We start from the raw sequence: 21,314 nt of genomic DNA, 5'->3' as shown, positions 1-21,314 counted from the left end.
ACCGTACCGGCATGACGAACACACCAGTTGACTCCCGCCTCTTCGAACCCACCCGGCTCGGCACCCTGCACCTGCCCAACCGCCTGGTGATGGCGCCCATGACCCGCAACCGCGCCGGGGCCGACGGCGTCCCGCAAGCGATCATGGCCACCTACTACGCCCAGCGTGCCTCCGCGGGGCTGATCATCGCCGAGGCCTCCACGCCGAACGCGGTGGGACAGACCTACCCCAACATCACCGCGATCCACAACGAGGCACACGTGGCCGGATGGCGACGGGTCACCGACGCCGTGCGCGCCGCGGGCGGCCGGATGTTCCTGCAGTTGCAGCACGGTGGACGGGTCGGCCACCCCGACAACAGCGGGCTGATGCCGGTCGCGCCCTCGCCGGTCCCGCTTCCGGAGACGATCTTCACTCCCGGCGGGCACCAGCCCTCCGTCGTGCCGCGTGAGATGACCATCGACGAGATCCACTCCACCGTGGCCGACTTCGCGGCCGCCGCCCGCAACGCCGTCGACGCCGGCTTTGCCGGAGTGGAGGTGCACGCCGCCAACGGCTACCTTCTGCACCAGTTCCTGGCACAGGGGACCAACCACCGTACCGACGCCTACGGCGGCTCGGTGGCCGGCCGCATTCGGTTCACGGTCGAGGTGGTCCAAGCCGTCGCCGACGCGATCGGCCCGGAGCGGGTAGGTGTGCGGATCGCGCCCGGACTCACCGTCAACGGCATAGACGAGGGCGACACCGAGGACATCTACCCGGCGCTCATCGCTGCCCTGGCCGACGCCGGCCTCGCCTACCTGCACGTCGTCTTCGCGGATCCGGACCAACCCCTCTTCCAGGAGATCCGGAAGACCTGGCAGGGCACCCTGATCGCCAACCCGGTCCTCGGGTGGGGGAAGCCGTTGCCGGCCGACGGCGGAAAGCACCAGGCCGAGCGGCTGCTCGCGGCGGGAGCCGACCTGATCTCATTCGGCCGCCCGTTCCTTGCCAACCCCGACCTGGTCGAACGGCTGCGCATCGGCGCACCGCTCAACCCGGTGCGAGACCAGGGCCTGATGTACACAGGCGGTGAGACCGGGTACACCGACTACCCGGTGCTGGCCGCCGCCAAGCACCGAGCCGAGACACCCGAACCCGTCGGAATGTGACCGCCGCGAGCCGGGGCCGCCTACACTTCCCGCGCGCCACCCGCCCCCTGTTGAGCCGAACGACTGGTCGTTGGCCCGGCACCTGCCCCATCCGGCAGACCTCAGGTGGCAGGTGGACTGACGGAGCGGGCTCGGTCTGCCGGCTCGCCGTCGTGGGGACAGGCGAGCGAGGTGGTGAAGTGGGTGTCGTCGCCGGCTACGACGCGGCTGCGTTCTCCCTGGACCGAGACCGGGACGTCTCCGGCGAGGGTGATGCGCTGCATCCGGCGGGGGTGTGGGTCGTAGTCCCGGACGGCGTAGTGCTCGGTGGCGCGGTTGTCCCAAAAGGCCACGTCTCCCGCGGCCCAGCGCCACCGTACGACGCGTTCGGGGACGGGGATGTAGGACCGGAGCAGGGTGAGCAGCGGTTGGGAGTCTTCGGTTGTCCAGCCGACGAAACGGCGGATGAACTTGCTCAGGAGCAGCAGTCGTTCGCCCGTCTCGGGGTGGACGCGGACGACGGGATGTTCGGTGATGAAGCTGCGGGCTGTGAAGGTCTCGCGCATCGTGCGGGCCTGAGGGCTGTCGTCGGAGCTCAGCGTCGGTGCGTTGTCGGGGGTGTTGGCGTGGACGGCCCACAGGTCGTCCGCGAGGGAGCGCAGTTCCTTGGGCAGCGCAGTGTAGGCGGTGGCGGTGTTCGCCCACACGGTGTCGCCGCCGTAGGGCGGGAGGGACACCGCTCGGAGGAGGGAACCGAGCGGTGGGCGCTGGATGAAGGTGACGTCGGCGTGCCAGAAGTCGGCGCGGAGTGGGGAATTCTGGTAGTCGAGGTCGAGGATGGCGGGGGCACCGCCGAGTGAGGGCAGGGTGGGGTATGCGGTCGTGGGGGTGCCGAAGCGGCGGGCCAGGTGCTCTTGGGCCGGACCGTCCAGAGCGTGTTGGCTTCGGAAGAAGATGACCTTGTGGGTGACGAGGGCGGTGCGGATCGCGGTGATGGTGTCCTGCGGCAGGTCCGAGGCGAGGTCGAGGCCGCGGATCTCGGCGCCGATGTTGCCGGTGAGCCGGATGATTTCCAGCTCTCCGGCGGAAACTGTGGTCATGGCGGGCTTGTCCCTCCGATGAGGTGCCGTCAGGCGGGGGTGGTCCGTGGAACGAGCCGCACGGGGAGCTCGTCGGGGTAGTGGAAGGGGCCGGCCCGGAAGCCGCCGGCAGGGTGGGCGGGGCCCGCGAGCACGAAGTGCTGGGTCAGCGCAATCAGCAGCAACTTCAGTTCTGTGAGGGCGAGTTGAGCGCCGATGCAAGCGTGCGGTCCGCCGCCGAACGCGTGGTGCGGTGGTGCGGGGTGGTGCGGGTTCCACGATGTCGACGCACCGAAATGCGAGGGGTCGCGGTTGGCGGCGGCGAGCAGCAACTGCACCCGCGCTCCCTTGGGGATCGCGGTGTCGCCCAGTGTGAGAGCGCGGCGGGCGAAGCGGACCGTGCTGTGCAGTGGCGGGTGGAGCCGGAGGCCTTCGGTGACGACCGCTTCGGCGGGGATCGTGCCGTCCGCCACCTCGTCCCAGGTGTGCGGGTGACGGAGCAGGCACCAGAACAGGTTCCCTACGGCGGCCGCTGTCGTCTCCGTGCCGGCGGCCAGGAGCAGGAGTGCCGTGCGCAGGGGTTCGGCGGTGCGCTCGGTGGGGGATGTGGGTGGGGCCTCGGCGGTCAGGCGGGCCAGCAGCGAGCCGTGCGGCACGCCGATGCGTAGGGCGTGCTGGAGCCGGTCCGCGAGGGCGTCACGGGAGGCCAGCGCCGCTTGCATACCGGTTCTCTGGTCGGCGATGTGGCCGATGACGGGCCTGAGCTGTTGCCAGATCCATGGCCATTCCTGGTCGGGCAGGCCCAGGACGCGGCAGATGACACGGGTCGGCAGGGGCTGGGCGAAGGTCTTGACCACGTCGACCGGTGCGTCGGTGGCGGCCCGCTCGATCAGGTCTTCGACCACCGGGATGACGGCCGTCTGCGTCCAGGTGGGCATGTGGCGGCTGGTGAACCAGGAGACCCGTCGGCGGGCCGCTCGGTGCCGGGGGGCGTCGAGATCGATCGCGGTGGGGCCGAACAGTTGGCGGGTCGCCCGGAAGGGGAAACCGACGGCCAGGTCCGGGTGCCGCAGGCCGCGGTGGACATCGCTGTGCCGGGCCACGTAGTACGTGTGCTCGGGCTGCGCGTAATGGAGCCCCGGACGAGCCAGCAAGGCCGCGTAACCCGGCCAGGGATCCGGGGAACCGAGCAGAGTGGCGGCTTCCTCAGTGGCCGGCCGCGGTGTGGTGGCATCCGGGTCCGTACTGGTCATCGTGGTCTCGTCTCCTCGGACAGTGCGGCTGCCAGGACGGGGGCGGGGTCGGAGTGGACGAAGAAGTGGTCGCCCGGCGAGATCCGCAGACTCCAGCGACCGGTGGTGAAGTGGTGCCACTGGGCGACCTCCTCCACCGCCACCAGGCGGTCCTCGGTGGCGGCGAACGCGGTGATCGGGCACGGGATCGGATCATGCCGGCGGGGGACGTAGGTGTCGTAGATCTCCAAGTCGGTGCGGATGCGCGGCAGCCACAGCCTGGCCAGCCGCGGGTTGTCCGCCAGGGAGGGAGGCAGTCCTCCGAGGTCGTCCAGGGCTTTGAGCATGTCGGCGTCGGGCAGGTGATGCAGTGGGGGTGAGCTGCGGTGCAGGTGGGGTGCGGGGGCGGAGGCGACGATGAGGATCCGGGGACCGGGAAGTCCTCGCTGGACGAGCCAGTGCGCGGTCTCGAATGCCAGCAGCGCGCCCAGGCTGTGGCCGAAGAAGGCCCACGGCACGGTGTCGCTGGGGTCCGCCAGGGCGGGACCGAGCGACGCCGCCACGGCCCGTGCGCTGCGCAGCGGCGGTTCGCTGATGCGGCCGTCCCGACCGGGTAGCCGCACTGCGGCGATCCGGATACCCTGGGGAGCCGCCTCAGCCCAGCTCAGGCAGCCGGCTGCCGAGCCGCCGGCGTGTGGGAAGCACAGCAGGTTCAGCCGCGGGAGCGCCGTCTCGGGGCCCAGGCAGATCCAGTCGTTGGTTGGTGTCATGATCCACCTGCCCGTTATGGCGTTCCCGGTGTCGACGTGTGGTCGGCGTCCCGGACGGCGGTGTTCGAGCGTGTTGAGCCAGCCATGACCTGGGAGATCCCGGCAAGGGTGTGGAAGGACTCCAACTGGTAGTTCTCGATCACGATCTCCGCACCGATGAGGCGCTCCAGGAAAACGATGAGTTCCACGACGGCGAGCGAGTCCAGGATCCCCAACTCGAACAGGTTGGAGTCACTGGTGACGGCCGCCATATCGGCATCGGGGCGCAGGTGCGAAAGGAACGTACGCAAGCGCGCTTCACGGTCTGCCTGACTCAGCACGACTCGTCCGCCGTCCGAGCCGATGGATCCCGGACACCTGCTGAACCAGTAGGCCGGGCGCGGTCAAGGAGCGCTCGTCCTTCCGTTGACTGTTCGCGTGGCGCACGGGGAAGGGCCGCCGGGTGCGCTGGTGGGCACGGGGCTCCGTCCGAAGCCGCGGCGATCAGGTGCCGAGCCAGGCTGTGCGCTGCGCGCCGGTCGAGCTTTCCCCCTACGGTGCGCGGCAGCGCGGGTACGGCCCACAGATAGGCGGGGTTCATGTACGGCGGCAGGTGCGCGTTGCACCAGGCGTGCAACTCCTCTTCCACCCCGTCCTGTTCCGCTTCGCCGACGACCATGGCGACCAAACGGGTACCCAGGTCGCCGCGCACAGTGGCCACGAGGGATTCCACCACCGCGGGGTGTGCGGTCAAGTGCGCCTCGATCTCCTCCAGCTCCACCCGATTGCCACCGATTTTCACCTGCAGGTCCTTGCGGCCGGCGAAGGTGAACAGCCCGTCCGGCTCTCTGCGCAACAAGTCACCGGTGCGCAGGACGCGTTCACGGCTGTCCGGCCGGCCCGGCGGTGGGACGAGTGCGCGACCGGTGGCATCGGGGTCCGACCAGTACCCGGAGAACAACGCGGCGCTCCGCAGGAAGAGTTCGCCCGTTTCACCGACATCGACTTCGCGACCCGCATCGTCGAGCAGCAGCATCTCCGCGCCGGGATGGGCGGGACCGATCGGTACCTGCCACAGGTCGCCCGGGAGGGGGTCGGGAAGCTCCAGGAAGGAACAGGCAATGGACTCCGACTGCCCGAAGGCGTTCACCAGCCGCACCCCCGGAAGCGCCCGCCGCAACTCACGCAGCAGACCGACGGAGTAGGCCTCACCACCCACGAGCAGTCCCCGCAGCGAGGTGCACGCCGACAGTGCGTCCGCGGCATGTCGCAACACCGGCGGCCAGATCGAGGGAACCCCGCTCACATGGGTCACCCCCATCCGCGCCAAGTACTCCACGAAACGCCGAGGATGGCGCACCAACATCCGCGGAACCTGAACCAACGTCCCGCCCGCACCCGTTGCCCAACCCAGGTCGAGCAACGAGAAGTCGAAGTTCAGCGGGGCGAACGACGCGACGCGGTGCTGCGGCGAGGTCGGCACCTGCCGGGCCATCCCCCCGAAGAAGGCCAGTGCGGCCCGGTGGGTCATCGTGATGCCCTTGGGGCGCCCGGTGGTGCCCGAGGTGAAGGTCAGGTACGCGACGTCGTGCTCCGTGGGTGCGCCACGGGCACGCTCCGAAGCACCGGGGACACCGCCCGATACCGCAACCCCACCGGGCGACAACCGCATGCGCACCGGGGTCTCGGCAGTCGCCGGCCGACCCGCGGCCACGGCGTGCGCGGCCGGCCGGGCCGCCGCGATGATCGCCGCTTTGCGTGCCTGGGGGACATCCGGAGCGACGGGCACGTAGACGGCGCCAAGCCGCGAACACGCCACCAGGACCACCACCGCCTGCGGGATCGGGTCGCATTCGACCAGAACCCTGTCGCCACGGCCGATCCCACGCTCCGTCAGTTCCCCGGCCAGCCGTTCGGCGTCGAGCGCCAAGTCCTCGTACGTCAGGCACTCGCCCTCGCGCAGCACGGCCACCTGGCCGGGCCTGGCCAGACCGGCGCGCAGGAAGTACTCGCCGATGGACCGTGGGCGGCCGCTCTGGGCGGTGTCGATGAGTGACGCCGTGTCCTGCTGCATCATGTCCCCTTCGTCGACGCTCGGTGTGGCGCGAGGGTCAGGTCCCCCACGCCCCGATGCCCGTGGGCAGCCGACACAACCGGTCGGTGAGCCCCTCCACCAACTCATGAGGCGCTCACCGGGCATGCCTCCAGTTCGGCAGAACCGGGCGCGGAAGAGAAGGAGTTACTCCTTGGTAGGGGGGTGAACGTGTTGAATGCCCGCACGTTCGTGATCGATTCCCTCGGGGTCGCCGCCACGCCCGGCGGTGGCCGGCCGCTGAAGCGAAGTCACCCTTCTCGATTCATTCGATACCGCGTGCGAATTGATCGCTGAAGACAGTGCATTGTCAGAGGCCGCCTCTACGCTTTTCTCTATGGCGAATGGTGTGTTCCATACCGGCTATCGCATCAGGATTGAACTCACACATCCGGACCTGGGGCACCCCGACCGTCCGGACTTGCTGGAAGAGATCATTCAGCCCATCGGCAAGCGGGATCGCGAGCTGCTCCAGTGCCTGGAGCACCATGAACGAGGCGTGTGCCAAGCAGAAGACCACGACCGATCACCGTGGATGGCAATACGCCGCCGCACAATGGGTGGCCGCACCACACTCGTAGCCGCACATCTGCCAGTGCGTCACCGCCCCACGGCGGAAGAGAGCGACAAACACAAGGCGATGAAGGAGCGTATCGCCCGAGCCGCCGATCGCCACGGATTGTCCGCCGAGATCGAATCCCGCAGTGGCGACGGGCGGATACGCAACGACGTCCTGGTCATTGGGGCGGCCGAACGTGTGGGTTGGGAGGCGCAGTACGCGCCCATCACCGCCAGCACCGTCCGACGCCGCTCTCAAGCGGCCGCTGACAACGGCATCGTCCCGTCATGGGTCACCAATAGCGATCGAGCCGCCTTGATTGACAGAGCGCCCTGGGCCCGGGTCGACGACTTCTCCTGGAGAGAGATCGCCTCGCCAAAGGCCATGCTCGTCCGTGCCGGCGTGCGCCATCTGCAGCGTTGGAAGTGCACGCCGAGCAGCGAACGCCCCTGCCCCCTCATCGGAAGCGCATGCGGTCGCCTCCACGTTCAATGGGACCTTCCCGCACTGTGCATCCCGCGGCAACCGCACACTGGGGTTGACCAACTCGTCGTCACCAGCGCTGACGGCGAGTACGTACCGATGCGGATTCCCAGCCAGGGGAATCCACGCAGTGTCTCTCGTATGTGGGTTCCCACAGAGGATCGCGACGAATGGCGAAGCATCGTCGGACCCGACGGAGAAGACGACGCTCAGGACAACGAAGCAGCCGACGCAGAACTCACTTTCGCCGAGGAGCCGTTGGACAGCACGTGCCGCTATGGCGAAGACACCAGAGTGTTCAACGACCATCGACTTCGCAGAGCTACGGCTGACGCCGCCGGCCTCCACACCTTCGACGAGGTGCCCAAACGCCTCTTCAAGGTCCCTGGGCCGAAGGCGCAGCGGCTCGACGCCACACCACGACAGCGACATGAAGCGGCAGCGCTGTTCGGCTGCGCGGTTTGGAACATCGGTCCTTGTGCAGGCTGTGGGGCACCGATCCACCGTTATGGCCATGGGGCCGGCCACGCTTGCCGTGCCTGTCGGTCCCGTGTCGCTGGTAGACGCGAGATTGCTGAATAGCTGAGGTTCAGCGCGACCTGTTGGGTGCGTGTTACGTGAGGTGCGGCCGCGCTGATGTGTGTGCTGATGTGTCTCAGGCGAGCGGGCGTCCGGTCATGAGGAGCAGGTGTTGAGCATGCTCTGCAGCGCTGTCTTCTCGCTGGACTGGAGGGTCAGGCCCCAGTGGTACTTGGACCGGATCCACATCTTGGAGTAGGTGCAGTGGTAGGAGGACAGCGGCGGAGTCCAGGTGACCGGATCCTTGTCGCCCTTGGACTGGTTGACGTTGTCGGTCACCGCGATGAGCTGGGGGTATGCGAGGTCGTTGGCGAAGTCCTCGCGCTTGCTGGTCGTCCACGAGCTCGCACCGGAGCGCCAGGCCTCGGCCAGTGGGACGACGTGGTCGATGTCGATGTCGGATGCCGCGTGCTCGGTGATGCCGTCGTACGGGCTGTACCAGCTGCCGGAGTCCGGGTAACAGTCGCTGCCGACCACGACGTTCGAGCCGTCGCGCTTGAGCACCTCTTCCCGCGTGTTGCAGGTGCCCGAGATGGTGATCCAGTGCGGGAACAGGTCGCGTGAGTAGCCGGTCATGCTGCCTTCGGCGGCCACGGTCAGCGCATTGAGCTCGGACTGGGCGGTGGACTTGCCGGGGATGTTGGGCGGGGTGGCGTGGGCCGGGGTCGTCAGCGTCGTCGTCGACAGTGCGACGGCGGCCAGTGTCGCACCGGTCAGGCCGAACCAGTGGCGTCGGGACAGGGCGCGGGACACGGATCCTCCTTGGGAGGGGCGGGATGGGAACTCCAGGGGTGGCCCCGGCGCATCGGCCGGGGCCACCAGAAGCCGCTCGGACTGCTATCGGGTCGGTCAGGTGCGGAAGGGGCCGGTGACCTCGTAGGTGATGCCGCCCGAGGAGCTGCCGCTCGTGCCGCGCTGGCTGGAGAAGTACAGCCGTGTGCCGTTGGGGGAGAAGGCCGGTCCGGTGATCTCCGAGCTGGACTGGCCGGTGATCCGCAGGAACGGCGCGACGATGTCGTCCGGGGTGATGATGCAGATCTCCATGTTGCCGCCGTCCTCGGCGACGAACAGGTCGCCGGAGGAGGATCCGGTGACGTTGTCGACGCCGGTCAGCGGGGCGGGGCCGGGGTTGACCAGGTTGTCGTCGTACGCCAGCTCGTAGGTGCTGTTCGCCAGGTTGAGCTGCCAGACGCGGTTGTCGCCCTTGGTGGTGAACCAGACGGTGTCGTTGGCGTAGTGGCAGCCCTCACCGCCGTTGAACCGCTTGGCGCCGGAGACCTGGTTGCGGGTCGCGGTGGGGGAACCGTCGGGGTCCGGCACGGTGCCCCAGGTGAACGAGCCCGAGGTGCCGGTCCCGGCCTTCAGGACCTGGAGGGTTCCCGAGGACAGATTGCCCCAGGTGGTCGGGGTGAACCGGTAGAAGCAACCGTCGGTCTCGTCCTCGGTCAGGTAGATCACCTGGCGCCCCGGGTCGGCGGCGGCCGCCTCGTGCTTGAACTTGCCCATGGCGTCGCGCCGGGTGGCGGCGTTCACCCCCCACGGGTCGGTCTCGTAGACGGAGCCGAGGGAGACCTCTTCGCAGGAGAGCCAGGTGTTCCACGGGGTGGCACCGCCGGCGCAGTTCTGCCGGGTGTTGGACAGGATGCGGTAGGCGCCGGTGATGGTGCCCGAGGAGTTGAACTTGACGGCGCTCGCACCGCCGCTGGGGTTGATCTCCGAATTGGAGACGTAGATCCAGCCGGAGCCGTCGGCGAAGCAGGCGCCGCCGTCGGGGGCGTTGTGCCAGGTGTACGAGGTGCCGGAGACGGCCTGGCTGGAGCGGGCGATCACCCGGCTGGTGAAGCCGCTGGGCAGCTGGATGCCGTTGGCGTCGGCGGCGCCCAGTGCACCGTAGGGGCCGGGGCCGTTCTGGGCCGGGGCGGCGTAGGCGGCGCCGTGCAGGAGGGTGCCGCCGAAGGCAGCCGCCGAGGTGCCGATGACGGCTCCGCGCAGGAAGGTACGACGTTCCACATCTACTCCTTCGTCAAGGTACTGCGAAAAACGAGCAGTTGAGCGCCTTGCCGACTGGTCACCGAGGAGAACTTAGAGCCGCCGCGCCGGACGGATCAGGGGCCCGTAGGCGAACTCTTCCCGACCGACCAGTGAGTAGGTTTTGCGCAGAAACGATCACTCATGTCACTAAATGAACGATAGGGAAACCTTTCAGGCTGGCTGCCGGGCACGCGCCGCGCACGGCAGAGCTGCGGGCGCCGACGCGGTAGCGGCCATCGGCGGACGAAAGCAGCCGGGCAGGGCGGCGAGTGCGTCCTGCCCGGCCCGCGGTGTCGGCTCAGGCGGCGGCCGGCGCGGCGACGGCGTAACCGGCCTCGACGACGGCAGCGCGCAGCCGCTCGTCGTCGAGGTCCGTGCCGTGGACCGTGACGGTGTTCGCGGCGAGGTCGACCACGACCTCGCTGACCCCGGGCACCTCGGAGACCTCTTCCGTGATGCTCGCCACGCAGTGCTCGCAGCTCATGCCGGTGACGTTGTACTGCTTCTGGGCCATGGGAGAACTCCTGGGTGTCATGGGGGGCTTTCGTTGGTGTACGGATCCGCGGGCGGGGGTGTTCAGGCCGCCGCCCTCACCTCAGGAGTCGGCTGAGCGGAGTACGGAGTTCCATGGCTGGGGCGGCGCCGGTTTCGGCGACGAGGACGGGGGATGGGGGATGGGGGATGAGGCCGGGGGGCAGGGGATGGGGGATGGGGGAGTAAGCCGGGCGCGGGTGTGCCGTCGCGCCGCCCGTCGGCATCGGAAATTTCTGGATGCGGCCGGGAACTCGCCCCTGGCCCTCCTCGACTCATGACATGCGGTTGCCGTCCGGCAGCCCACCGCGACGGCGAGGGAGAAGAGTGGCACACGGTCCCGGTTCGGAACGGCCCGGTCGCACACACGTCGGTGCGGACCGCTGGTCGCTGGTCGCCGTGGCGGGCGTGCTGGCGTTCGTGGCGATGCTCGACATGAACATCGTGAACGTGGCGCTGGCGGACATCGCCGAGGGTCTGCAGGTCTCCGCCGCGCCGGCCCAGTGGGCGGTGCTGGGCTATCAACTACCCGTGGTGGCCCTGCTGTTGCCCGTCGGCCGGTGGCTCGACGGTGTCGGGCTACGTCCTGCCGTGCTGGTCGCGACCTGCGGCTTCGGCCTGTGCAGTGCCCTGGCAGCCGTCGCGCCCTGGATGGCCTGGCTGATCGCCGCCCGCCTGATGCAGGGCGCCTTCGGGGCGATGCTGTTCGTACTGATGCCGGTCCTCGCGATCCGCTCCGTACGACCGGGGCTGCGCGGCCGGGCGATGAGCGTGCCCGCCACCCTGGGCCCGCTGGGCGCGGTCATCGGACCGGCCGTGGGCGGGCTGCTACTCGACCACCTGGGCTGGCGTTCGGTCTTCCTGGTCAAGATCCCCTTCTGCGTGCTCGCCCTGGTCGTGGCCTGGCGGGCCATGCCGAGGGACGGTGGACTGCGCCGCCCCGACCGGCGGTCGGCGGCGGACGCACTGCTGGTGGCCTCGGGTGTGGCGGTCCTGCTGCTGGCGCTGACCCTGGCAGCGGACCACCCGGCGTGGCTGGTGCTCGCCATCGCGGCGGTCCCGACGCTCTGGTGGTGGCTGCGCGGTCCGGGCGGTCGGCCGGTGGCCGGTGTCATGAGGGCGACGGGGCTCGTCCGGACCCATGGCGCGGTGCTGGCCCTGGCGGCCGGATTCGCCGCCATGCACTATCTGATCGCTCTGCACCTCCAGCGCGACAACGGTGTCAGCGCCACCACGACCGGACTGACCGTCCTCGCCTTCCCCCTCGGCATGGGCCTGGCCGGGCAGATCGGGGGACGCCTCGCCGACCGGTGCGGCGCCCGGCCGGTCGCGGCCGCGGGAGCCGCCGTCACCGCCGTCGGGCTGCTCCTGCTGGTGCCGCTCGGCGACGGCTGGTCACCGCTGGACGTGGCCTGGCGGCTGGCGCTGGCCGGCGCCGGCATGGGCCTCAACGGCGGACCCACCCAGGCCCTGGTCATGGGCGCCGCCCCACCGGGCCGGACCGCGACCGTCGGGTCCACGGTGCAGCTCGCCCGCAGTCTCGGCTTCACCCTCGGCCCCGCCCTGGCCACCGCCGTCTGGGGGCTGACCGGGCCCGACCAGGGCGTACGAGCCGGGCTCGCGCTGGCCGCCACCGCCGCCTGTCTCGCCGTACCCCTGCTCGCCCTGCCCGGTCGGCGGCCCACCCCTGTGCCCGAGAAGACCGCCGACGCGGCGCCCGCCGCCCACCACTGACCCAGGAGCCACCCTCATGTGCGGAATCACCGGCTGGGCGTCCTTCCACCACGACGCCCGCACCCAGGCCCCGGTCATCGAGGCCATGACCGCCACCCTCACCCCGCGCGGCCCCGACGCCGGCGGCGTCTGGCTCGGCGAGCACGCCGCGATCGGCCATCGCCGCCTGGCCGTCATCGACCTGGCCGGCGGTGCGCAACCCATGACCGACCGGCCCGACCGGCCGACCTCCGTGCTCAGCTACAGCGGCGAGGTCTACAACCATCACGAGCTGCGGGCCGAACTCCGTGGCCGGGGACACCTCTTCCACACGCGCAGCGACACCGAGGTGGTACTGCGTGCCTACGCCGAGTGGGGCGAGGACCTCGCCGAGCACGTGGAGGGGATGTTCGCCTTCGCCGTCTGGGACGAGCGCGCGCAGCGGCTGCTGCTGGTCCGCGACCGGCTCGGCGTCAAACCGCTGTTCTGGGCGGCCGTCGACGGTGGCGTCGCCTTCGCCTCGGAGCCCAAGGCCCTGTTCGCCCACCCGGAGATACGGCCCCGGGTGGACGCCGACGGGCTGCGGGAGGCGTACGGCCTGCTGTTCAACACCGGGCCGACCGTGTGGTCGGGCGTACGGGAGGTGGCACCCGGCGGCCTGCTCGTGCTGGACCGGGACGGCATCCGTGAACGCCGCTACTGGCAGCTGGAGGCCGAGGTCCACGACGACGACCGGGACACGGCCGTCGAACGGATCCGTGCGCTGGTCGGTACGGCCGCCCGCGGTCAACTGGAGGCCGACGTCCCGCTGTGCAGCCTGCTGTCCGGCGGCATCGACTCCACCGTCCTGACCGCGCTGCTCGCCGACGAACTCCGGCTGCGCGAAGGCCCGGACGCCCGCATCCGCTCCTACGCCGTCGACTACAGCGACCAGGCCGAGCAGTTCACCGGCGACGTGCTGCGCACCGGGCACGACACCCCCTACGCCACCGAGGCCGGCGCCTACATCGGCACCGACCACAGCACGGTCGTCCTCGACCCGCGTGCCCTGCTCGACCCCGAGCACCGCAGGGCGGTCGTCGTGGCGCGGGACTCGCCGATCGGTGTCGGCGACATGGACACCTCGCTGTACCTCCTCTTCGGCGAGATCCGCAAGCACTCCACCGTGGCCCTCTCCGGGGAGGCCGCGGACGAGGTGTTCGGCGGCTACCCCTGGTTCCACAACCCGAAGGCGCTGGCCGCGGCCACCTTCCCGTGGCTGCTCGTCACCGGTGACGAGGCCGCGATGCCGCTCAACCCGGAGCTCGACCTGCGCATGGGCGAGTTCCGCCAGGACACCTACCGCAGCGCGCTGGCCGCCGTACCGCATGTGGACGACGAAACCCCCGCCGAGCACCGGCAACGCGAGATGCAGCACCTGTCCCTGACCCGCTGGCTGCGCCAACTCCTGCACCGCAAGGACCGGTTGAGCATGGCCCAGGGCCTGGAGGTGCGCGTCCCCTACTGCGACCACCGCCTCGTCGAGTACGCCTTCGCCACACCCTGGGCGCTGAAGAGCTTCGACGGCCGGGAGAAGAGCCTGCTGCGCGCCGCCGGTACGGGCCTGGCGCCGGAGACGGTCCTGTGGCGCCCCAAGAACCACTACCCGGCCACCCACCACCCCGACTACAACCGCGGCCTGCAGGACCTGGCCCGCGACGCCCTGTCCTCCGAGCAGGTCCGTGCCCTGGCCGACGAGGCCCGTATCAAGCCCTGTCTCGACACCCCGCCCGACCGTCTGGAGTGGGGCCACCGCCTCCGCCTCGAACGCGTCGTCGACCTGGCCCTGTGGCTGGACCACCACCGGCCCGAACTCGCCCTCTGAGGAGCCCGAATCCACGGCTCCCTGTCGTGCCGGTGCGCACTGGCCGGCCTGGTGGTCACGGCGTCAAGTCGAGGAATTCCCAGTGTGCTCGGGGTCGCGCGCCGCTGAGCCATTTCCCGCAGTTCTGCAGGACCGTGGGGCTTGAGGTGATGTGCTGGGTACCTGTCCCGAGATCACGCAGAAACCGGTCGATCGGCCCGCGCCGGATCGCCGCCGTCCCCGCCCATCGGTGCACCGTCTGACCCACGTCCTGCACGGTCCACGTCGCGTGGTTGAGTGCCAACCTGAGTAGCGTGTCCTGCTCGGTACTCGACAACTCGCCTGTATCCAGGGTGACTTCGATATCCCGCCATACCTCCATGGCCCACGCCCGTGCCGAGCGAAGCCTGGCCTCGGCGGTCGCGTACTCCGCGTGGAACTGCGCGGTGTCGACGGCGGCGTTACGCGTGCCGGATTTGGCCGCGGCCACCGACTTCAGTTCGTCGAGCAGGCGCCGCCCGACACCGAGCGCCCAACCGGTGTGTCCGATCGCGGACATGTTGACCAATCCGAGGCGGTAGATCGCGCCGCCGCTGGCCGGGGCCGTCGTGGTGGCGAGGTAGGTGTGCGTCGCCGGGACGAGCACATCGGTGCAGTGGTAATCAATACTGTGCGTCGCCCGCAGCCCGAGCACATCCCAGTTGTCGACGAGTTCCACCTGCGACTTCGGCATCGCCAGCACCCGCAGCTCCCCGGTGCCCTCGACCTGGATCGCACTGTGGACATGGGTGGCGTGCGCCATGCCGGAGGCGAACTGCCAACTGCCGCTCACCAGATAGCCACCCTCCACCGGGACGGCCCGGCCGGGCCGGGTACCGTGCCCAGCCAACAACGCGTGGTCCCCACCCACGACATCCGGGAACAAGCCGGCCGCTGCAACGGCATCGAGATAGGCCGCAGTGGTGCCCGTCATCAACTGCAGCGCCATCATCGTCCAACCGGCCGCGGAATCGTGGTAGCTGATCCGCTCGACCGTCTCCATCAATTGGCGTGGGGAGAACTCGTAGCCGCCGAGGCTCTGCGGCAGTGCGGCCGCCACGACCCCAGCACCCAGCAACGCCCGCGCGATGTCCTCGGTGAGTCTGCCGAGTTCCTCGGCCGCGTCCGCTTTCGCCTCAAGCGCCCCGCCGAGTGCGTCGATCCGCTCCAGCATCGCGGGAAATTCCGGGCTGACATGCAATCCGATCGAGGCCGCCATGAAGGGTTGCTCCTCGCTGTGCGTATGGAGTCAGGTCAGCGTCACCATAAGGGAGGAACCGACCCGTTTCTCGGCGCCCGCCAGTCGGCTCTGCGCCACCGACTGGGGCGTACTTCGGGGACGCGACGGTGGGGCGGGTGCGGGAGCCTCGTCAGTGGACGACGTCGAAGACGTTCTTCTGCAGGCCGTTGGCGTACACCTCGTGCTCCACCAGCTTCAGCTTCTGGGTGTCCTTGTCCGTGGCGCTGAACAGACGCTTGCCCGCGCCGAGCAGGAGCGGGAAGACGAGCAGGTGATAGCGGTCGATCAGGTCGGCGTCCGAAAGGGCCTGGTTCAGGGCGGAGCTGCCGTGGACGATGATCGGGCCGCCCTCGGTCTCCTTCAGTGCGGCGACCTCGTCGAGCGAGCGCAGGATCGTGGTCGCGCCCCAGTTCGACACCAGGTCGTCGTCGGTGAGCGTGGTGGAGACGACGTACTTCGGCATGACCTTGTAGTCGGCGAAGTCCTCCATGTCCGGCCACACCGGGCTGAACGCCTCGTAGCTGGTGCGGCCCATCAACATCGCCGTGGCCTCCTTCTGCTCCCGGCCCTTGATGTCGAACGCTTCGGGGAGGAACTCGACGTCCTTGAAGGTCCATCCGGAGTTCCGGTATCCGGGCTCACCACCCGGTGCCTCCATGACGCCGTCGAGCGAGAGGAAGGCGGTGCTGATCAGGGTACGCATCGTGAGGTTCCTCGGTTTCTCGTGCCTGGGTGCAAGAAGGGTCGGTCGGTGCACGCTCGCGATCACACTCGCTGCCGCAGTGCACCCACCGTGATCTCTGACTGCCGATGACGGAGAAACTCATCGGTCGTCGCCCGCCCTTCGGGGCGGAACGGAACCGGCTAGTCGGCCCGTTCATGACGGAGGAGAACGACCTGGGAGTCGAAGCTCCTGGTCTCGGTCAGGACCAGGTCGAACCGCTGCTGCGGAGCGGTGAAGACGGGCTTGCCGCCGCCGAGCACAACGGGGTGGACGAAGATCTGGTATTCGTCGATCAGCTGGTGTGCGGTGAGGAAGCCGGCCAGCGTGGAGCCGCCGAACAGCAGGAGATGGGCGCCGCTGTCCTTGAGGGCGGTGAGCTCCGCGATGACGTCGGTGTTGATGACGCGGGTGTTCCAGTCGGCCTCGGTCAGCGTCGACGAAACGACCACCTTCGCTGCCTTGCGCCAGACGGGCGCGAACGCCAGGTCGTGCTCGTGGGTGGAGAACTCCTCGGCGCGGGGCCAGTAGCCGGACATCATGTCCCACACCGCGCGGCCGTACAGGAAGATGTCGGCGCTGTCGGTGAGGGCGTGCGAGTAGGCGGACAGTTCGCCGTCCATACGGGGCCAGTCGAACTCGCCGTTCGGGCCCTCGATGAAACCGTCCAGCGACTGGTGCACAAAGTACGTGATCTTGCCCATGAGAAGCGGATCCCCCTGTTGGAAGAGCGTCCGGGCGGTCGGCGGCCACCCCTTGTGTACGATGTCCACATTCGGAGGGTGCGGCGATCCGCGCCCCCGAGTGATCACCCAGGAGCCTAGACGACCTAAGTGGATGCTGTCCACATTGGAGGCGGCGGCCATGGCAGGAGCCGAGAACAACAAGCCGAAGCGGGACACCTACCGCCACGGCGACCTCCGCAACGCGCTGATCGAAGCCGGCCTCGAACTCGCCCGCCAGGGCGGGCCGGAAGCCGTCGTGCTGCGCGCCGCCACCCGGCAGGCCGGAGTCGCACCCAACGCCGCCTACCGGCACTTCACCGACCGCAATGCACTGCTCCACGCCGTCTCCCAGGCCGCCATGGCGCACCTCGCCCGCACCATGGAGGCCGAGCAAGCCGCCTTGCCGCCGACCGCGGACGCGACAGCTGCCGCCCGCGCCCGCTTCCGCGCCGTCGGCACCGGCTACCTGCGCTTCGCCCAGGCAGAACCCGGCTTGTTCCGTACGGCCTTCCACGTCCCCGGCGACATGACCCACGCCGCCGCCGACACCGCCGCGGGAAGCACCGGCAAGACGCCTTTCGAGCTGCTCGGCACCGCCCTCGACGGCCTGGTGGAGGCCGGTCTCCTGCCCGAAGACCGCCGCCCCGGTGCCGAGTTCCTCGCCTGGTCGGCCGTTCACGGCCTCGCCGCCCTCGCCATCGACGGCCCCCTCCGCGGCCTCCACCCCGACCAGGTCCACGACGCCGGCCAGCACGTCATCGACATGATCGAACGCGGCATCTGACACCCCCCACCAAACGCGGCAGCAACCCTGAACACCCCCCGACCCGTCAGGCAGGCCTGGGGACGGCATCTGATCTACCTAGCGGGCGGTCGAGCCGTCGGTGCGAGGCGTGGGACGTGTCATGGGGCCGGTGCCGCGCCAGGTGTCGCCAGGCCCGACGCCCATGCCCAGGCGGCGATCCCGACCCGGTTTCGGACGTCCAACTTCCCTTGAATGTTGGCGAGATGGGACTTCACCGTGCCGGCCGTGACGACCAACCGTGCCGCGATCTCCGCATTCGTCAGGCCTTGCGCGACCAGGCGGGCGATCTCCCGTTCGCGGGTCGTCAGCGGATCGGGGGCAGGGGCGGCTGCGGCCGGTGGGGTGAGGTGTCGCAGCAGGCGGACGGTGATCTGGGGGCTGATCAGGGTGTCGCCGGCCATCGCCGCCCGTACCGCCTCGATCAACAGCGTGGGGCCCGAGCGCTTCAGCAGGAAGCCGCAGGCGCCGTGGCGCAGCGCGGTGTGTACGTAGTCGTCGAGGTCGAAGGTGGTGACGACCACGACCCGGGTGTCGGCGGCGAGTTGGCGGGTGACCTCCAGGCCGTCGAGGCGTGGCATCCGGATGTCGGCGAGGACCACGTCGGGGCGTAGCGTACGGGCGAGGCCGACGGCGGTGGCGCCGTCGGCGGCCTCACCGACCACGGTCATGTCCGGCTGCGAATCGAGGACCAGCCGGAAGCCGTTGCGGATGTCCTCCTGGTCGTCGGCGATCAGGATGCGGGTCGTCGTCATGCCGTGTCTCCAGTGGCGGGGAGGGTGACGGTGAGGCGCCAGGTGCCCTCGCGTCGGGTGGTGTGGAGGGTTCCGTTCATGGCGCGGACGCGTTCGGTAAGGGCGAGAAGTCCCGCCCCGCCGATCCCGCCCCTCCGGTCGATCCCGCCGGTCCCACCGTGCTCGCGCGTACGGGCACGGCTGCGGCCGCTGTCATTGGTGACGGTCAGCCGGACGGCCTCGTCCGCGCGCGTGAGGGCCACTTCGACGCCGATTGCGTCGGGGGCGTGGCGGCGGACGTTCGTCAGCGCCTCCGTCAGGACGCGGTGGACCGTGGCGGCGGCCTCGCGGGACAGTGCGGCCTCCACTCCGGGGGAGATGTCGATACGGGCCCGAGTGCGGCCGTTCTCGTTGAACCGTCTGACCAGTTCGGCGAGTTGGGCCGCACCCGGAAGGGACGCGCAGTTGGCCTCGTGGCCCGGATCCCGCAGCAGGTGGACCGCACGGTCGATCGAGGCCAGCGCCGCGAGCCCGGCCCGCTCGATCCGCTCCAGTGCCCCGGCCGCCGCCTCCGGATTCTGTCCGGCCACGAAGCGGGCGGCCTGGGCCTGCGCCACGATGCCGCTGATGTCATGGGCGACGAAGTCATGGAGGTCGTGGGCGAGTTCGAGCTGCTGGCTGTGGCGGGCTGCGCGGACGGCCTGGCTCCTGCGGCGCTCCATCAGCCGGGGGTATCCGCCCACGACGGCCGCCCCCAGGGTCGGCAGGAACCAGAAGGCGCCCATACCGACCCGCTCGTAGAGCGACGCGGACGGCACCAGCGGCTGGGGCCACAGGGTCAGCGCCACCGCCGCGAGGCCGATGCCCACGGCCGCCTCCCGACGCGGCGCCCACCGGAACGCAGCCGCCTGCAGCACCACGAGCGCCGTCGCCGCCGCGAAGAGCGGACCGGACTCGTCCTGCGTGACGCCCGGGGCCCATCCGAAGGTGACGGCGATCAGTACGGCCGCGGCCAGCGCGGCCGCCCGCCCCGCCCACGCGCGCACCACCACAGCCACCGGGCCACGTCTCATCGCCCGCCGCCCCCTCCCCAAGTCCGACCAGGTCCGCCGAGGTCCAGCTTATGGACCGGCTTCCGGTCCCGCCTCTGCCGATCGGCACAGACAGGGCCTTCCCTGCGCCCGGGGATCTGCCGGTCGGCCGATGGTCGCGGCCCCACACGCCGGGGAAGCTGATCAGGTGGGCGAGGCCACTCATCCAACAGGCCTCAGAACAAGGGACGTTCAGTATGCGATACGTAAGGACGACGGTGAGTGGCGCGTTCGCCGCGGCGGTGACGCTCGGACTGCTTGCGGGGACCGCCACCGCCGGCACACCGACCATGGAGTCCGCGAGGCCCGAGAAGGTCAAGGAGTCCAGCCTCACCGGCTCCGCCACGATGGACCGGGGAAAGAACGGCGATCGTGTGACCTTCTCCTTCGACGCCCACGGCTTCGCCCCCGCCGACCTGCCCGGCGGCAGCTCACGGGGCACCTTCCGCTTCAGCCACCACTCCCACGACGGCACGCGGGGCGCCACCTTCGAAGGCCGGATCGACTGCCTTCTGACCGGCGGCCCGGTCGCCACCGCCACCGGGATCATCACGCGCTCCGACCACTCCGACGGTCGGGTCATCGGCAAGCGGGTCGGCTTCACCGTGTACGACAACGGCACGCATGACCGGCTCGGCTACAGCTGGGCGGTCGACGACATCCCGAAGATGAACGTGCCCCAGTGCCTGAGCGCGGCGCCGTACGAGACCGTCAAGAGCGGCGACTTCACGGTGCGGCACGTCCTCCCGCCCACGCCCGGTACGGAGCGCGACCGATGACCTCCATGACGACCACGGCGACCGTGGCGAGAACGACGCGCTCGACGCGCGCGGTTCCGCCCCGCTGGGTGGTCCGGCTCGCGCATCTGACCGCGCTTGCCCCGCTGCCCAGCGGCCTGTGGCGGATCGTGGCGGCGCTGGGCATCCCGGTCGGCTTCACCGGCGAGGGGGCGATGGCGACGGTCACCTTCGGCAGCTGGTTCTCGCTCTACATGATCGCCCTGACCCTGTTCGCCGATGGCCTCGGGCTGCTGACGCTCGGACTCGTCCAGCGCTGGGGCGAGGTCTTCCCCCGTTGGATCCCGCTCATCGGCGACCGGCGCATACCCACGGCGGTGGCCGTGATTCCGGCCGGGCTGGGGGCGACCGCACTCACCGTTCTCGGCGGGACGGGCGCATTCGGCTGGAACGACCCGAACACCATGGGCCACCCGGACTCACCGGACGGCATCGGGTACTGGATCATGACCGTGTGCTATCTGCCGCTGGTGGCCTGGGGGCCACTGCTCGCGGTGGTGGCCGGGCACTACTGGCTGCGTCGGCATCGGGCCGGTCGGCTGCGCTCGACCACCACAGACGCCCAACGCGGCCGTTGAGCTGTTGGTCACCGTCCCGCTCCCGCCGCCATACGGCGTGCCGCCTCGTGCGCCGCTGTGCGAGTCGGCCGGGAGACCCTCACCCTCGGCTACGCGGGCGTGTACTCCAGCTTCCTGCGCCATGCCGAGACAGCCGCCCGCCACTACGGCATCGACACCCGCGCGATCCTCATCGAGGTCGGTCGCCGCAAGCTGGTCGGCGGCCAGGAAGACATGATCACCGACCTTGCCCTCGACCTCGCCGCCCCCCCCGCACCACCGCCTGACGCGAAAGAACCTCGCCGGCATGCGGGGTCGGAAGGCTGGTAGGGCCACCTGGCCCCTCGCGGCGTGCGGCTCGGCGAGGGACAGTGGAGAGACGGCGCCGTGCAGTGTCTCGTGATCGTCGAGCAGGTAGGTGAAGCCCGACGGGTGTACTGCTACGACCGCGGCGCCGGGCGTGGGCTGCTCGCCGCATGGTGTGCACAGGGTGAGATCGACGACGGGGAGTGCCGGCAACGCCTGCGCGTTCGGCGGCTCGGCGAAAGCCTGACGGCCTGGAGCATGATCTACCGGCATCGGCTGGG

Annotated in this window: 20 protein-coding genes and 1 pseudogene; 8 read left to right on the top strand and 13 right to left on the bottom strand. The window is 69.9% G+C overall.

Annotation, left to right across the window (positions count from 1 at the left end; all coding sequences use genetic code 11):
- The first annotated feature begins 11 nt into the window (after positions 1-11).
- Positions 12-1,151, top strand: a complete 1,140-nt coding sequence (locus ACFWZH_RS16575) for an alkene reductase (RefSeq protein WP_384430612.1) — start codon at positions 12-14, stop codon at positions 1,149-1,151.
- 101 nt (positions 1,152-1,252) lie between these two features.
- Here ACFWZH_RS16575 and ACFWZH_RS16570 read toward each other — a convergent pair whose 3' ends face one another.
- From ACFWZH_RS16570 to ACFWZH_RS16550, 5 genes are read right to left on the bottom strand one after another with little or no spacing between them, the layout of a single operon-like run.
- Positions 1,253-2,230 carry a TauD/TfdA dioxygenase family protein gene (locus ACFWZH_RS16570; protein WP_384430609.1) on the bottom strand — a complete coding sequence of 326 codons (978 nt, stop codon included), beginning with the start codon at positions 2,228-2,230 and terminating at the stop codon, positions 1,253-1,255.
- A 29-nt stretch (positions 2,231-2,259) separates the two neighbouring features.
- A complete protein-coding gene (locus ACFWZH_RS16565; RefSeq protein WP_384430606.1) occupies positions 2,260-3,462 on the bottom strand; it encodes a cytochrome P450 in 1,203 nt (400 codons plus the stop codon).
- Positions 3,459-4,211, bottom strand: coding sequence for a thioesterase II family protein (locus ACFWZH_RS16560; RefSeq protein ID WP_384430603.1), 753 nt, complete (start codon positions 4,209-4,211; stop codon positions 3,459-3,461). The genes ACFWZH_RS16565 and ACFWZH_RS16560 overlap by 4 nt, the downstream gene beginning before the upstream one ends.
- Before the next feature lie 14 nt (positions 4,212-4,225).
- Positions 4,226-4,501, bottom strand: coding sequence for a phosphopantetheine-binding protein (locus ACFWZH_RS16555; protein ID WP_384430600.1), 276 nt, complete (start codon positions 4,499-4,501; stop codon positions 4,226-4,228).
- A gap of 23 nt (positions 4,502-4,524) precedes the next feature.
- Complete coding sequence (locus ACFWZH_RS16550; RefSeq protein WP_384430597.1) at positions 4,525-6,267, bottom strand: amino acid adenylation domain-containing protein; 1,743 nt, start codon at positions 6,265-6,267, stop codon at positions 4,525-4,527.
- Between the two features lie 352 nt (positions 6,268-6,619).
- Here ACFWZH_RS16550 and ACFWZH_RS16545 point away from each other — a divergent pair, with 352 nt between their 5' ends.
- On the top strand, positions 6,620-7,906 hold the full coding sequence (locus ACFWZH_RS16545; protein ID WP_384430595.1) for a hypothetical protein: 1,287 nt from the start codon (positions 6,620-6,622) through the stop codon (positions 7,904-7,906).
- Positions 7,907-7,999: 93 nt separating this feature from the next.
- On the opposite strand, the gene ACFWZH_RS16540 is transcribed toward ACFWZH_RS16545, so the two are convergent.
- From ACFWZH_RS16540 to ACFWZH_RS16530, 3 genes are all read right to left on the bottom strand, one after another.
- Positions 8,000-8,656: an HNH endonuclease family protein gene (locus ACFWZH_RS16540; protein WP_384430592.1), complete on the bottom strand. Its 657-nt coding sequence runs from the start codon at positions 8,654-8,656 to the stop codon at positions 8,000-8,002.
- A gap of 96 nt (positions 8,657-8,752) precedes the next feature.
- Positions 8,753-9,913, bottom strand: a complete 1,161-nt coding sequence (locus tag ACFWZH_RS16535) for an alkaline phosphatase PhoX (RefSeq protein WP_384430589.1) — start codon at positions 9,911-9,913, stop codon at positions 8,753-8,755.
- 319 nt (positions 9,914-10,232) lie between these two features.
- Positions 10,233-10,448, bottom strand: a complete 216-nt coding sequence (locus tag ACFWZH_RS16530; RefSeq protein WP_384430586.1) for a heavy-metal-associated domain-containing protein — start codon at positions 10,446-10,448, stop codon at positions 10,233-10,235.
- A 344-nt stretch (positions 10,449-10,792) separates the two neighbouring features.
- Between ACFWZH_RS16530 and ACFWZH_RS16525 the strand changes: the two genes are divergently transcribed.
- Both ACFWZH_RS16525 and asnB read left to right on the top strand, forming a co-directional pair.
- A complete protein-coding gene (locus tag ACFWZH_RS16525; protein WP_384430583.1) occupies positions 10,793-12,199 on the top strand; it encodes an MFS transporter in 1,407 nt (468 codons plus the stop codon).
- Between the two features lie 16 nt (positions 12,200-12,215).
- Positions 12,216-14,042, top strand: a complete 1,827-nt coding sequence (gene asnB, locus ACFWZH_RS16520) for an asparagine synthase (glutamine-hydrolyzing) (RefSeq protein WP_384430580.1) — start codon at positions 12,216-12,218, stop codon at positions 14,040-14,042.
- A 55-nt stretch (positions 14,043-14,097) separates the two neighbouring features.
- Here asnB and ACFWZH_RS16515 read toward each other — a convergent pair whose 3' ends face one another.
- The 3 genes from ACFWZH_RS16515 to ACFWZH_RS16505 form a co-directional block, all read right to left on the bottom strand.
- A complete protein-coding gene (locus tag ACFWZH_RS16515; RefSeq protein ID WP_384430577.1) occupies positions 14,098-15,279 on the bottom strand; it encodes an acyl-CoA dehydrogenase in 1,182 nt (393 codons plus the stop codon).
- Between the two features lie 151 nt (positions 15,280-15,430).
- Positions 15,431-16,003, bottom strand: a complete 573-nt coding sequence (locus ACFWZH_RS16510) for a dihydrofolate reductase family protein (RefSeq protein WP_384430574.1) — start codon at positions 16,001-16,003, stop codon at positions 15,431-15,433.
- A gap of 161 nt (positions 16,004-16,164) precedes the next feature.
- Positions 16,165-16,794, bottom strand: a complete 630-nt coding sequence (locus ACFWZH_RS16505; protein WP_384430571.1) for a dihydrofolate reductase family protein — start codon at positions 16,792-16,794, stop codon at positions 16,165-16,167.
- Positions 16,795-16,885: 91 nt separating this feature from the next.
- On the opposite strand from ACFWZH_RS16505, the gene ACFWZH_RS16500 reads away from it, so the two are divergent.
- Complete coding sequence (locus ACFWZH_RS16500; protein ID WP_384430568.1) at positions 16,886-17,530, top strand: TetR/AcrR family transcriptional regulator; 645 nt, start codon at positions 16,886-16,888, stop codon at positions 17,528-17,530.
- Positions 17,531-17,649: 119 nt separating this feature from the next.
- On the opposite strand, the gene ACFWZH_RS16495 is transcribed toward ACFWZH_RS16500, so the two are convergent.
- Both ACFWZH_RS16495 and ACFWZH_RS16490 read right to left on the bottom strand, forming a co-directional pair.
- Positions 17,650-18,303: a response regulator gene (locus ACFWZH_RS16495; protein ID WP_384430565.1), complete on the bottom strand. Its 654-nt coding sequence runs from the start codon at positions 18,301-18,303 to the stop codon at positions 17,650-17,652.
- On the bottom strand, positions 18,300-19,355 hold the full coding sequence (locus ACFWZH_RS16490) for a sensor histidine kinase (protein ID WP_384430562.1): 1,056 nt from the start codon (positions 19,353-19,355) through the stop codon (positions 18,300-18,302). Before ACFWZH_RS16490 ends, ACFWZH_RS16495 begins: the two co-directional genes overlap by 4 nt.
- Positions 19,356-19,591: 236 nt before the next feature.
- Between ACFWZH_RS16490 and ACFWZH_RS16485 the strand changes: the two genes are divergently transcribed.
- The 3 genes and pseudogenes from ACFWZH_RS16485 to ACFWZH_RS16475 all read left to right on the top strand — a co-directional run.
- Positions 19,592-20,152 carry a hypothetical protein gene (locus ACFWZH_RS16485; protein WP_384430559.1) on the top strand — a complete coding sequence of 187 codons (561 nt, stop codon included), beginning with the start codon at positions 19,592-19,594 and terminating at the stop codon, positions 20,150-20,152.
- Positions 20,149-20,748 carry a hypothetical protein gene (locus tag ACFWZH_RS16480; protein WP_384430556.1) on the top strand — a complete coding sequence of 200 codons (600 nt, stop codon included), beginning with the start codon at positions 20,149-20,151 and terminating at the stop codon, positions 20,746-20,748. The genes ACFWZH_RS16485 and ACFWZH_RS16480 overlap by 4 nt, the downstream gene beginning before the upstream one ends.
- A 57-nt stretch (positions 20,749-20,805) precedes the next feature.
- Positions 20,806-21,057 (top strand): annotated as a pseudogene (locus ACFWZH_RS16475) (hypothetical protein); the annotation flags it as partial.
- Between the last annotated feature and the right edge of the window lie 257 nt (positions 21,058-21,314).

Origin of the sequence: Streptomyces sp. NPDC059008, from assembly GCF_042749045.1 — a bacterium.
Taxonomy (GTDB): domain Bacteria; phylum Actinomycetota; class Actinomycetes; order Streptomycetales; family Streptomycetaceae; genus Streptomyces.
Note: the sequence above shows the minus strand (reverse complement) of the source record. Positions and strands in the feature narration are given on the sequence as shown.